Source organism: Jannaschia pohangensis (genome assembly GCF_900113875.1).
In the GTDB taxonomy this organism is placed as follows: Bacteria; Pseudomonadota; Alphaproteobacteria; order Rhodobacterales; family Rhodobacteraceae; genus Jannaschia; species Jannaschia pohangensis.
Window position 1 is genome coordinate 105374 of sequence record NZ_FORA01000006.1, and the last position, 12127, is coordinate 117500.

At 64.7% G+C, this 12127-nt stretch carries 12 protein-coding genes (1 of these 12 only partly in view); 10 read left to right on the forward strand and 2 right to left on the reverse strand.

Annotated features, from left to right (window positions below; all coding sequences use genetic code 11):
• Window positions 1-480 (reverse strand): GNAT family N-acetyltransferase, encoded by a 480-nt coding sequence (locus BM002_RS17215; RefSeq protein WP_092784258.1) that lies wholly within the window; start codon window positions 478-480, stop codon window positions 1-3.
• Window positions 481-526: 46 nt separating this feature from the next.
• Between BM002_RS17215 and BM002_RS17220 the strand changes: the two genes are divergently transcribed.
• Entirely contained in the window at window positions 527-1501 is a 975-nt protein-coding gene (locus BM002_RS17220) for a hypothetical protein (RefSeq protein ID WP_092784261.1), read from the forward strand.
• Here BM002_RS17220 and BM002_RS17225 read toward each other — a convergent pair.
• On the reverse strand, window positions 1453-2061 hold the full coding sequence (locus BM002_RS17225) for an HD domain-containing protein (RefSeq protein ID WP_092784264.1): 609 nt from the start codon (window positions 2059-2061) through the stop codon (window positions 1453-1455). The two genes, BM002_RS17220 and BM002_RS17225, sit on opposite strands and share 49 nt — an antisense overlap.
• A 123-nt stretch (window positions 2062-2184) precedes the next feature.
• On the opposite strand from BM002_RS17225, the gene BM002_RS17230 reads away from it, so the two are divergent.
• The 9 genes from BM002_RS17230 to msrP all read left to right on the forward strand — a co-directional run.
• Window positions 2185-2496: a hypothetical protein gene (locus BM002_RS17230; RefSeq protein WP_092784268.1), complete on the forward strand. Its 312-nt coding sequence runs from the start codon at window positions 2185-2187 to the stop codon at window positions 2494-2496.
• Between the two features lie 91 nt (window positions 2497-2587).
• Complete coding sequence (gene ahcY / locus BM002_RS17235) at window positions 2588-3973, forward strand: adenosylhomocysteinase (RefSeq protein ID WP_092784271.1); 1386 nt, start codon at window positions 2588-2590, stop codon at window positions 3971-3973.
• Between the two features lie 201 nt (window positions 3974-4174).
• On the forward strand, window positions 4175-4642 hold the full coding sequence (locus BM002_RS17240) for a PRC-barrel domain-containing protein (RefSeq protein WP_092784274.1): 468 nt from the start codon (window positions 4175-4177) through the stop codon (window positions 4640-4642).
• An 80-nt stretch (window positions 4643-4722) separates the two neighbouring features.
• Window positions 4723-5433, forward strand: a complete 711-nt coding sequence (locus tag BM002_RS17245) for an extensin-like domain-containing protein (RefSeq protein WP_092784277.1) — start codon at window positions 4723-4725, stop codon at window positions 5431-5433.
• Window positions 5434-5536: 103 nt separating this feature from the next.
• Entirely contained in the window at window positions 5537-5878 is a 342-nt protein-coding gene (locus BM002_RS17250; protein ID WP_092784280.1) for a DUF2853 family protein, read from the forward strand.
• Window positions 5879-6092: 214 nt separating this feature from the next.
• A complete protein-coding gene (gene clpB / locus BM002_RS17255; RefSeq protein ID WP_092784283.1) occupies window positions 6093-8708 on the forward strand; it encodes an ATP-dependent chaperone ClpB in 2616 nt (871 codons plus the stop codon).
• 295 nt (window positions 8709-9003) lie between these two features.
• Window positions 9004-9483: a fasciclin domain-containing protein gene (locus tag BM002_RS17260; protein WP_092784287.1), complete on the forward strand. Its 480-nt coding sequence runs from the start codon at window positions 9004-9006 to the stop codon at window positions 9481-9483.
• A gap of 232 nt (window positions 9484-9715) precedes the next feature.
• Complete coding sequence (locus BM002_RS17265; RefSeq protein ID WP_092784290.1) at window positions 9716-11227, forward strand: FMN-binding glutamate synthase family protein; 1512 nt, start codon at window positions 9716-9718, stop codon at window positions 11225-11227.
• Between the two features lie 110 nt (window positions 11228-11337).
• Window positions 11338-12127: the 5' portion of a protein-methionine-sulfoxide reductase catalytic subunit MsrP gene (gene msrP / locus BM002_RS17270; RefSeq protein WP_092784293.1), read on the forward strand. 122 nt of this gene lie beyond the right edge of the window; 790 of the gene's 912 nt are visible here — the first part of the coding sequence; its start codon is at window positions 11338-11340; its stop codon lies off the right edge, out of view.

The window sequence follows — 12127 nt, forward strand, 5'->3', positions numbered from 1 at the left end:
CTATAACCTGTAGCGCTTGACGACCTTGTCCACCGGCGTGCCATCGGCGAGCGTCTGGTTGTGGAGATGCCTGGCCGTCTCGAACCCGCGGGAGCGGTAGTAGGCCCGCCCGCCGTCGTTGTCGGCGCGGATCACCGCCTCGATCCAGTCATAGCCGCGGGCGCGTGCCGCATTGCGCGTCGCATCGAAGAGGGCCGAGCCGACGCCGATGCCGTGATTGCCCAGGGCCACGAAGGTCGCGATTTCGCAGGTGTCGCCGGGCAGGTCGGCGTGGCCATTCACCCATTGGAAACCGATCACGTCGCCGTCGTTTTCGGCCAGGTGCCAGATCCCGCCCAGGGCCATCTTGTCGCGCAGGTCGTCGCCCGTCACCGGTTTGGTCAGGGCCGTGGTGCCGCCCTGCCGGATGATCGCGTTCAGAAGCGTCGCCATCGCGCCCGCGTCGAAGGGCTGGGCCGGTCGGATGTTGAGAGTCGCCATGCGATAAGGCTAGCTGTGTTTCGACGGGGCGGACAATGGCAAAACGATGCGGCAGCGCGACGATGGGCGGACGATGGCGGCGGTGCTGGTCGAGGTGCTGTTGAATGGGAGCGCGGATGAGGCTGTGATCGCGGCGGGGGCCATCCCCCTGCGCGGGAGCGGCGCGGTGGAGGATCGGGTTCGGAGTGGCCTGCGATGGGGGACGCGGGATGTACCGCGCGTGGCCGGGTCGGGTGTGGCGATCTGGACGGAGCTTTTGTCGCCGGATGGGCATCGGCGCGAGGCGGCGTTGCAAACGCTGGATCAGGCGGCGCCCTGCGGGTTTCTGCTGGCCGTGCTGTTGCGTCGTCTGAACGATTGGGTGGTGTCCGTCAGGCTGGCCGCCAGGGCGGCGGTGCGGCGGTGTGTGGCGCGCTCGGATCCAGTGCAGGTGGCAGAGGTCGCCCTGTCGCTTCTGGTGGAGAGCCGGTCGTGGCGGCGGGATGGGTCGGGGCAGCAGGTGATCCGGGGCATTCTGGCGCAAGCCGATCTGCAAGACGCGGTTCTTCGCCGGATGTGCGATGCGTCGGCCCGTCCGGTGACCCTGGCGGCGCTGATGGTGGGAGAGGCTTTCGACGGGATATTGCCGTCATTGGCGACCGACGCCGTGGTGCCCGGCATTCGTGCCGGGGCAGTTCAGGCGCTTGCCCGGGGCGACATCCGGACCGTCGTGGGTTGGGAAAAAGTCTGGGTCGACCGGCGCTACAATGTGTTTGCCTGGAAGCCCGTTCTGGAGGTGCGCCGGATCGTCTGCGCGCCCGCGTCGGACGCGGCGCTTCGGGATTTTGTCCGCGATCCGTCGGCCGTGGTGCGTCGCGCGTTGCTGGATGGTCTGCGGGATCGGGGCGCGCCCGAGACGCGGGACATTGCGGCGCTGTTGATCGACGACCCCTGGCCGTCGATCCGGGAGCGGGTGGCGTTCCTGCTGCGCGATCAGGAGGCGTCGCAGGCGGCCATCAACGCGGCGAAGCGGGACAGATAGGCGGCGCGGGTCTCGGCCGGGGGGCGCAGGGTCAGGGACAGGCCGCCGAGTTGGCCCGGGGCGGGCTTGCCGAAGAAGCGGTCGGCCTCGGCTTCGGAAAACCCTGCGATCTGAACGGCTTCCAGCCAGGCAGAGAGTTTGTCGGCCTTCTTGATGCGTTTCTTGAGCGCCACGGGCGTCTGCGCCGGAAGGCCGAACCGCAGGTTGATCGCGGCCTGCAATCGGTCATCGAGCGCGCCGTAACCGGGGCCGACTGCGGCCTTCACCGGAGAGATCATGTCGCCGATCACATACTCCGGGGCGTCGTGCAAAAGGGCGGACAGACGGTCGCGGGCGGTCGCCGCAGGGTCGATGCGGGTCAGGATCGCCTCGACCAGAAGGGAGTGTTCGGCCACCGAATAGGGCCAGTCGCCCCGGGTCTGTCCGTTCCAGCGCGCCACGAAGGCGAGGCCGTGGGCGATATCCTCGACCTCGATATCGAGGGGCGTCGGATCCAGGAGATCCAGACGGCGACCCGACAACATCCGCTGCCATGCGCGGGGGGATTTTGGCGATTTCATGGCTTTTTCTGGCCCTTGGGGGTGGTGCGCACTCAGATGACCTCTACTATCAGGCGCAAGAGCAAGAAAAGAGCAGTGAGTCGAAGCGGTGCGTGAACGCGTGCCTTATGATGGAGTCTGCCGATGAACACCCGCCTCGCTATCCTGAGTGCTGCCCTTTTCCCGATCCTGAATACGCTGTCTGCGCCCGCGCAGGCCGAGCTGGCCAATTGCGCCGCGCGCGAAGTCGTCATCGGACGGCTGGCCGACGATTACGGCGAGGTGTTTCAGGGCGGCGGTCTTCAGGGGGCGAATGCGATGTTCGAGATCTGGGTGGCCGATGGCGGGACCTGGACGCTGCTTCTGACCGACTCGATGGGCCTGTCGTGCATCATCGCGGCGGGGACCGACTGGCAGCCGGGGATGGAACAGAAGGTGTCGGCCGGCGATTTGTGACCGGGTCCGTTCAACCTTGGGTCTGATGTCGCATTGAGGGTTTTGCGTTCCGGTGCTAGGGGCCGCGCATCACCTGATCAGGGACACGGACATGACCGACTATATCGTCAAGAACATCGACCTCGCCGCCTATGGCCGCAAGGAACTGGACATCGCGGAAACGGAGATGCCGGGCCTGATGGCCCTGCGCACCGAATATGGCGAAGCGAAACCGCTGAAGGGTGCGCGCATCGTCGGAAGCCTGCACATGACGATCCAGACGGCGGTTCTGATCGAAACGCTGGTCGAGCTTGGCGCGGATGTGCGCTGGGCCTCGTGCAACATCTTTTCGACCCAGGACCATGCGGCGGCGGCCATCGCGGCGGGCGGAACGCCGGTCTTTGCGATCAAGGGCCAGACCCTGACCGAGCATTGGGATTACCTGGACCGGTCGTTCATGTTCCCCGACGGGCCGAACATGATCCTGGACGACGGGGGCGATGCCACGCTCTACGTGCTGCTGGGTGCGCGCGCCGAGGCCGGAGAAGACATCATCCCCGTCCCGACCTCCGAAGAGGAAGAGGTGATCAAGGCGCAGATCAAGAAGCGCATGGCGGCAAGCCCCGGCTGGTTCACCAAGACGCGCGACGCGATCAAGGGCGTGTCCGAGGAAACCACGACCGGCGTTCACCGCCTCTATGATCTGCACAAGAAGGGTCAGCTGCCCTTCCCGGCGATCAACGTGAACGATTCCGTGACCAAGTCGAAGTTCGACAACAAGTACGGCTGCAAGGAATCGCTGGTCGACGGGATCCGCCGCGCCACCGATACGATGATGGCGGGCAAGGTTGCCGTGGTCATGGGCTACGGCGATGTGGGCAAGGGCTCGGCCGCGTCGCTGAAAGGGGCCGGCGCGCGCGTCATCGTGACCGAGGTCGACCCGATCTGCGCGCTTCAGGCGGCGATGGACGGCTTTCAGGTGACCACGCTTGAGGATGTCGTCAGCACGGCGGACATCTTTGTGACAACCACCGGCAACAAGGACGTCATCCGGATCGAGCACATGCGCGAGATGAAGGACATGGCGATCGTCGGCAACATCGGCCACTTCGACAACGAGATTCAGGTGGCGAGCCTGAAGAACCACAAGTGGACGAATATCAAGGAACAGGTGGACATGATCGAGATGCCGTCGGGCAATCGCATCATCCTGTTGTCCGAAGGTCGCCTGCTGAACCTGGGCAACGCCACGGGCCACCCGTCGTTCGTGATGTCGGCCAGCTTCACCAACCAGGTGTTGGCGCAGATCGAGCTTTGGACCAAGGGCGAGGAATATGCGCCCGGCGTCTACATCCTGCCCAAGCATCTGGACGAGAAGGTCGCGCGTCTGCATCTGGACCGGATCGGCGTGAAGCTGACCAAGATGGACCCCGAGCAGGCCGCTTATATCGGCGTGTCGCCGGACGGGCCCTTCAAGCCGGAGCACTACCGCTACTGACGGCTGACCATCGGCTGAAATTGGCCGCGTTCCCGCAGACCGAGGGCGCGGCCTTTTTGCGCCGATGCGACTCGGGCGTTTCGGCGGGGGAAGGCGCGGCGGGGCTTGCGGGACAGGGTGGCCTTTCCTTGTCGGTCGCGTTGGCGGACCGTTTGTCGACGGGTCAATCATGCCCGGAGTGTCGACAAGGAGACTCAACCAATGCGATTTTCCCCAATCCTGCCCATGGGGGCTGTTCTTCTGACCCTTTCCGCCCTGCCGATTGCGGCACAGGACCAGACACCTGCGACCGGAGGATACGGTGCCTTTGCCGATATCGCCGTGTCCGATCTGGTCGGGCTGAATGTCCTGACGAATTCCGGCGAGAACGTCGGCGAGATCGAAACGCTTGTGAAGGCGAGCGCCGATGGCGACGTGATGGCGGTTCTGGGGATCGGTGGCTTCCTGGGATTCGGCGAACATGACGTGGCCGTACCGCTGACCGAATTGGCCCCGGCGGAGGGGGCGGTGCTGTTGCAGAGCCTGGACCTGGCCACGCTGGAAGGGATGCCCGCTTATGACGGCGCGGGCGAGGCCCTGCCGATGAATACCACCGTGGCGGGCGATGTGCTGGAAGAGGAAATCCTTCCCGTGGCGCCCGAAGGCGGCGACGCGACGATCAGTCAGTAGATCCGATTGCAGGCAAGATCGGGAGGCCCCCGAAACGGGGGCCTTTCGTCTGACCGGAATGCAGGGCACGAAGGGCCGCAATGGCCCGCCTGTCTCGCATTCTGGGGCGCATCACTGTGCGCCTGTCCATCCTGGCTCTGCTCCTTTGGGGCGGATGGTGGGCGTTGATGGACCCCGACTCGCCTTTGCCCCCGGGTTGGAACCCGCTGGAACCGCTGGACGTGGCGGCCCCCGAAACATGGTTGACCGGCATGAAATTGCGCAAGGCCTTGGGCAGTGACGCGACCTGCCTTGCCGCCCTCGACACCGGCGCCGCCTATTCCCGGATGGAGCCGCTGGAGGCCGGGGCGTGCAGTGTCGGCAACCGCGTGATGCTGTCGTCGGTCGGAGGGGCGGCGATCGATCCGGTCGAGACGAGTTGCGCCATCGCCCTGCGCTCCGCCATGTGGGAGCGTCACGCGCTGCGCGACGCCGCCGCCGACCTTGGCGCGCCCGTTGCCCGCATCCTGCATCAGGGCAGCTATAATTGCCGCCCCATCCGGGGGAGTTCGGCGCGTCTGAGCACCCATGCGACCGCCGAAGCCTGGGATGTGCGCGGGGTCGTTCTGGCCGATGGCCGACAGCTGAGCCTGTTGGATGGCTGGGACGGGAGCGGGGCCGAAGCCGCTTTTTGGCGTGCGGCGCGGGATGGGGCGTGCACATGGTTCGCGACGGTTCTGGGGCCCGACTACAACGACTTGCATGCCGACCATTTCCACCTGCAATCGCGGGGATGGGGGCTGTGCCGATGAGGCCTGCCCAACTTTTGCTTTATTTTCCGGCCTGACCCGGCAATCATGATCCGAGGCGCGGAATTGCGTCCTGGAATGAGATCTAGCTGGGGACAGATATACTATGAGCAAGCGTGATGACCTGATCGCGAAGTACGCCGACGATCTGAAGAACAAGATGGGCATGGCCCCTGACATGGACCTGTTGACCAAGGTGACCATCGGCTGCGGCCCGTCGATCTATAACGCGGACAGCGCGACCGTCGCCGCGGGCCAGCCCAAGGAGCTGGAGACGGTGAAGAACAATTTCCTCATCAAGAAGCTGGGCCTGTCGGACGGACCCAAGCTGGATGAAGCGATCAATGCCGTGATCGAGAAATACGGCAAGTCGGAGCGCAACAAGTATCGTGCGGTCGTCTATTACGCGCTGACCAAGCATTTCGGAAAGGAAAGCGTCTACGGCTGAGGCCGAAGTCGGTTTCCGGGGTCGAAAGACCCGTCTGATACGGGGTTTCCCCGGTCAGGAACGGGCGTCGCCTGCGAGGGGTCGGCGCCCGCTTTCTGTTGGCGGCCGGTCTTGCCGCCGCGCTCTGCTCTCCCCATTTCAATCTGAAAGGTCCGTGAGATGCCGTGCCCGTTCGGGGCGGTGAAAGTCGGATGCTTGTAGAAGGAGAGACGATATGAACCTGGAGAAGTTCACGGAACGGGCGCGCGGCTTTTTGCAGGCGGCCCAGACAATCGCGACGCGCGAAGGACATCAGCAACTGATGCCGGAGCATCTGCTCAAGGCCATCATGGACGATGACCAGGGCATGGCCGCCAATCTCATTTCAGCCGCGGGCGGCGCGCCCGGCAGGGTCCGCGAAGCGGTCGACCTGGCCGTGGCCAAGCTGCCCAAGGTGTCGGGCGATGCGGGACAGGTGTTTCTGTCGCGCGACCTGACCCGCGTTCTGGACGAGGCCGAAACGGTCGCCAAGAAGGCCGGTGACAGCTTCGTTCCCGTGGAGCGCGTGCTGATGGCGCTGACCATGGTGAAGTCAAAGGCCAAGGACGCGCTGGATGCCGGGGCGGTGAATGCGCAGGCGCTCAACGCCGCGATCAACGATGTCCGCAAGGGGCGGACCGCCGACAGCGCATCCGCCGAGGATGGCTATGAGGCCCTGTCCAAATATGCCCGCGACCTGACCGAAGCGGCCCGCGACGGCAAGATCGACCCGATCATCGGACGTGACGAGGAAATCCGGCGCGCGATGCAGGTTTTGAGCCGCCGGACCAAGAACAACCCCGTCCTGATTGGGGAGCCGGGGGTCGGCAAGACGGCGATTGCCGAGGGCCTGGCCCTGCGGATCATCGACGGCGACGTGCCGGAATCGCTGCGCAACAAGCGGCTGATGGCGCTGGACATGGGCGCGCTGATCGCCGGGGCGAAGTATCGCGGCGAGTTCGAGGAGCGGCTGAAGGCCGTCCTGAGCGAAGTGACGGCTGCCGCTGGCGAAGTGATCCTGTTCATCGACGAGATGCACACGCTGATCGGGGCCGGGAAGGCCGATGGCGCAATGGATGCCGCCAACCTGATCAAGCCCGCGCTCGCCCGGGGTGAGTTGCACTGTGTCGGTGCGACCACCCTCGATGAATACCGCAAGTATGTCGAAAAGGACGCGGCGCTGGCGCGGCGGTTCCAGCCCCTGATGGTCGAGGAGCCGACGGTCGAGGACACGATCAGCATTCTGCGCGGCATCAAGGAAAAGTACGAACTGCACCACGGTGTGCGGATCAGCGATTCCGCCCTGGTCGCGGCGGCCACGCTGTCGCAGCGCTACATCACCGACCGGTTCCTGCCGGACAAGGCCATCGACCTTATGGACGAGGCGGCCAGTCGGCTGCGCATGGAAGTCGACAGCAAGCCCGAGGAGCTGGACGCGCTGGACCGTCAGATCCTGCAGATGCAGATCGAGACCGAGGCGCTCAAGCTGGAGGACGACAAGGCGTCCAAGGACCGGCTCGAGAAGCTGGAGCGGGAGCTGGCCGACCTGCAGGAACAGTCGAGTGAGATGACCGCGCAGTGGCAGGCCGAGCGGGACAAGCTGGACGCCGCACGCGACATCAAGGAGCAGTTGGACCGCGCCCGCGTCGAACTGGACCACGCCAAGCGCGAGGGCAATTTCGCCAAGGCGGGTGAGCTGCAATACGGGCGCATCCCCGAGCTGGAGAAGAACCTGGCCGAGGCCGAAAGCCGCGAAGGCGACATGATGGTCGAGGAGGCCGTGCGCCCCGAACAGATCGCGAGCGTGGTCGAGCGCTGGACCGGCGTGCCGGTGTCCAAGATGCTTGAGGGCGAGCGCGACAAGCTGCTTCGGATGGAGGAGGAGCTGGGCCGCCGGGTCATCGGTCAGCGCCCCGCCGTCACCGCCGTGGCCAATGCCGTGCGGCGCGCGCGCGCCGGGCTGAACGACGAGGGGCGTCCCCTTGGGTCGTTCCTGTTCCTCGGGCCGACGGGCGTGGGCAAGACGGAGCTGACCAAGGCGTTGGCCGAGTTCCTGTTCGACGACGACGGGGCCATGGTGCGGATCGACATGTCCGAGTTCATGGAGAAGCACTCCGTGTCCCGGCTGATCGGCGCGCCGCCGGGTTATGTCGGCTATGACGAGGGAGGCGTTCTGACCGAGGCGGTTCGGCGCAGGCCTTATCAGGTCGTGCTGTTCGACGAGGTCGAGAAGGCGCATCCGGATGTGTTCAACGTGCTGTTGCAGGTTCTGGACGATGGCATCCTGACCGACGGTCAGGGGCGGCGGGTCGATTTCAAGCAGACGCTGATTATCCTGACGTCCAACCTCGGGGCGCAGGCGCTGAGCCGGTTGCCGGACGGGGCCGACCCGGCGCAGGCCAAGCGCGACGTGATGGATGCCGTGCGGGCGCATTTCCGGCCGGAATTCCTGAACCGTCTGGACGAGACGATCATCTTCGACCGGCTGGCCCGGAGCGATATGGACGGCATCGTCGATTTGCAGATCGCGCGTCTGGCCAAGCGTCTGGCGGGTCGCAAGATCACGCTGCAACTGGATGATGCGGCGCGCGTCTGGCTTGCCGAAGAAGGCTATGACCCGGTGTTCGGGGCGCGGCCTTTGAAGCGGGTGATCCAGCGGGCGTTGCAGAACCCCCTGGCCGAGATGCTGCTGGCGGGCGAGGTCGGCGACGATGCCACGATCCCGATAACGGCGGGCAAGGACGGCCTGTTGATCGGGGAGCGGTTGTCCACGTCGGATCGCCGCCCGCCCGAGGACGCCGTCGTGCATTGATCCCGGAGAGCCCCGCTTCGTGCGGGGCTTTTCTTTGGGGATGCGGCAAATTGGGGCCTGTGGTTGAGACTGTTCCTGCCGCCGCTACGTCATACACACGCGGATCGAGAAGCATTGGTTTTTGAAAAAAGACCGAGGTTTCAAGGGTGATGGCGGATTTTCAGGCGGAAAACCGCCCCGAATTGACCCGCGCGTGGAATTATTTCCCACATTTGTGAACCAAAGGATTTCTGGCGCGTATTGCTTGTAACGCTTCGCAGAACGGAGCGTCTGAATACCAACACGGAGAGATCATATGTTTCGCAGAACCTTCCTTGCCCTGACCGCAGCGACCGCCCTTTCGAGCGCTGCTTATGCCCAGGAAATGGACATCGTCGACACCGCAGCCGGTGCAGGCTCCTTCGGGACGCTGCTGGCCGCCGCCACCGCCGCCGGTCTGGTCGACACGTTGAAGAGCGAAGGCCCCTTCACCGTCTTCGCGCCGACCGACGACGCCTTTGCCGCGCTGCCCGAGGGCACCGTCGAAAACCTGCTGCTGCCCGAGAACAAGGATCAGCTGACCGCGATCCTGCTCTATCATGTCGTGCCCGGCAAAGTGATGTCGACCGACCTGTCGGACGGCCTCGAGGCGACGACCGCCAGCGAGCAGACGCTGACCATCGGCATCGACGGCGAGACCGTGACCGTGTCCGGTGCCACCGTGACGGCGGCCGACATCGAAGCCAGCAACGGCGTTATCCACGTCATCGACAGCGTGCTGCTGCCCGAAGGTTGATTTCTTAACCGGTTGAACGAAAAAGGGTGCCCCAAGGGGCGCCCTTTTGCGTTGACCCTTCCGTGGATTGGTCAGGTCGGTTCGGGTTCGATCAGACGGTGTTGGACGCCGATCACATTGCTCCCGAGGTCAGGGGCGGCCGCAACACAAGGCCGTGTCCAAATCAGCGCCGCAGTTGCGGATCGGGAGGCTCTGCGGGCATGGTCGGTCGACGCAACAGGAGATCCGTCCGATGATCATGCTTGAGTGGACTGGCTGGGTCCTGGAAATTCTGGCCCTTGGCTTCGTCGTCGCGGTCGGGGTCCTGGCGGCGCTCGGTTTGGTCCTGTTCGTGATCGACCGGACCCAGACCGAGGATGCCATCCGCCGCAACTATCCGGTCATCGGCCGTTTCCGGCACATCTTTTCCGAATTGGGCGAGTTCTTCCGCCAGTATTTCTTTGCCATGGACCGGGAAGAACTTCCGTTCAACCGGGCGCAGCGGGAATGGGTCAAGCGGGCGTCGGATGCCAAGGGCAACACGGTCGCCTTCGGGTCGACCCGAAACATCGCCGTGCCGGGCACGCCGCTTTTCGTGAACGCGCCCTTTCCACCGCTCGACCAGCAGGCCGCCAAGACCGAACCGATGGTGATCGGGTCGGGGGCCCGGACGCCCTATACCGCGATGTCGATCTTCAATCTGTCCGGCATGTCCTATGGCGCGATCTCCAAGCCGGCGGTTCAGGCGCTAAGCCGGGGCTGCAAGGAAGCGGGCATCTGGATGAACACGGGGGAAGGTGGCCTGAGCTCGTATCACCTGGAAGGGGGATGCGACATCGTCTTCCAGATCGGGACGGCGAAATTCGGGGTTCGCGACGAGGAGGGGAACCTGTCGGACGAAAAGCTGCGCGAAGTGGCGGCCCATGAACAGGTTCGGATGTTCGAGCTGAAGCTGGCGCAGGGGGCGAAGCCCGGCAAGGGTGGCATCCTGCCCGCCGAAAAGGTGAACGCGGAAATCGCGGCGATCCGGGGGCTGAAGGTCGGTCAGGCCGGGATCAGCCCCAACCGTCACGCGGATGCGGCCAATACCGAAGAGCTGCTCGATCTGATCGGGCGCATCCGCGAGGTGACGGGCAAGCCCGTGGGCATCAAGACGGTCGGCGGATCGGAAGAGCCGTTCACCGAGCTGTTCGATGCCATCGCGCGGCGGGGTTTCGACAGCGCGCCCGATTTCATCACCATCGATGGCGGTGAGGGTGGGACGGGTGCGGCGCCGATGCCATTGATCGATCTAGTCGGTATGTCCATTCGGGAGTCGCTGCCGATGGTCAGTGGGCTGCGCGATGCGGCGAGGCTGAAGGATCGCATCCGGTTGATCGCCTCGGGCAAGCTGGTGAACCCCGGCGATATCGCCTGGGCCCTGGCGGCGGGCGCGGATTTCGTCGTGTCGGCCCGGGGGTTCATGTTCAGCCTGGGCTGTATCCAGGCGCTCAAGTGCAACAAGAACACCTGCCCGACCGGCATCACCACCCATGACCCGCGGTTCCAGAAGGGCCTGGTGGTCGAGGACAAGTGGCGCAAGGTCGCCCATTACGCCCAGGGCATCGTGAAAGAGGTCGAGGTGATCGCCCATTCCGTCGGGGTGACGGAACCACGGCAGATGCGGCGCAGACATGTCCGGCTTGTTCAGGCCGACGGGCGGTCGATCCCGATGCATCTGGTCTATCCGCGCCCCGAACCCGATGTGCGGGCCGCCGCCGAGTGACCGACGGATCGGGCCCGTCTTACATTGTCGTGAACCGATGACGTTTTCCGCCGTTGGTTTCCTTATATGAGATAAGAGATCATTCGAAGCCCGACTGACAAGGAAGACCGATGACCCGTTCGCACCATTCGCCCCGCCCCCTGACCCGTGCCGATGTGACGCCGGAAGGACTCTGGCTCAACCGTCGCAGGTTGATCGCCGGATTGGGCGCCGGCTCCATCGCGGGTGGCATGGGCCTGGGCGCCTGGGCGCAGGAAGCCCTGGTGCCGAACGAATGGGACGCAATCACCAGCTACAACAACTTCTACGAGTTCGGCACCGACAAGTCGGACCCGGTCCAGAATGCCGGGGACATGGTGACCTCGCCCTGGAAGGTGACGGTTGACGGGCTGGTGGACAATCCGGGCGACTACGATCTGGCCGATCTGATCGGGGATATTCCGACCGAAGAGCGCATCTATCGCTTCCGCTGTGTCGAGGCCTGGTCGATGGTGATCCCGTGGAACGGGTTCGAGTTGAACAAACTGCTGGCCAAGGTCGGCGTGAAGGCCGACGCGAAGTTCGTGGCCTTCGAGACGGCGGTGCTTCCCGATGTGATGGAAGGGGTGAATTACCCGTTCCTCGATTGGCCGTATCGCGAAGGGCTGCGCCTGGACGAAGCGATGCACCCGCTGACAATCATGGCGACGGGGATCTATGGTCGCCCGATCCCGAACCAGAACGGCGCGCCGATGCGTCTGGTGGTTCCGTGGAAGTATGGTTTCAAGTCCATCAAGTCGATTGTCCGCATCTCTCTGGTGGAAGAGCAGCCCTATGCGACCTGGCAGGCGACGAACCCGCGCGAGTATGGCTTTTACAGCAACGTGAATCCGGAGGTGGATCACCCGCGCTGGAGCCAGG

Bases quoted from the DNA above. Each gene is read 5' to 3' on its own strand.
- BM002_RS17215 (WP_092784258.1), bottom strand. From the start codon at position 480: ATGGCGACTCTCAACATCCGACCGGCCCAGCCCTTCGACGCGGGCGCG.
- BM002_RS17220 (WP_092784261.1), top strand. From the start codon at position 527: ATGCGGCAGCGCGACGATGGGCGGACGATGGCGGCGGTGCTGGTCGAG.
- BM002_RS17225 (WP_092784264.1), bottom strand. From the start codon at position 2,061: ATGAAATCGCCAAAATCCCCCCGCGCATGGCAGCGGATGTTGTCGGGT.
- BM002_RS17230 (WP_092784268.1), top strand. From the start codon at position 2,185: ATGAACACCCGCCTCGCTATCCTGAGTGCTGCCCTTTTCCCGATCCTG.
- ahcY (WP_092784271.1), top strand. From the start codon at position 2,588: ATGACCGACTATATCGTCAAGAACATCGACCTCGCCGCCTATGGCCGC.
- BM002_RS17240 (WP_092784274.1), top strand. From the start codon at position 4,175: ATGCGATTTTCCCCAATCCTGCCCATGGGGGCTGTTCTTCTGACCCTT.
- BM002_RS17245 (WP_092784277.1), top strand. From the start codon at position 4,723: ATGGCCCGCCTGTCTCGCATTCTGGGGCGCATCACTGTGCGCCTGTCC.
- BM002_RS17250 (WP_092784280.1), top strand. From the start codon at position 5,537: ATGAGCAAGCGTGATGACCTGATCGCGAAGTACGCCGACGATCTGAAG.
- clpB (WP_092784283.1), top strand. From the start codon at position 6,093: ATGAACCTGGAGAAGTTCACGGAACGGGCGCGCGGCTTTTTGCAGGCG.
- BM002_RS17260 (WP_092784287.1), top strand. From the start codon at position 9,004: ATGTTTCGCAGAACCTTCCTTGCCCTGACCGCAGCGACCGCCCTTTCG.
- BM002_RS17265 (WP_092784290.1), top strand. From the start codon at position 9,716: ATGATCATGCTTGAGTGGACTGGCTGGGTCCTGGAAATTCTGGCCCTT.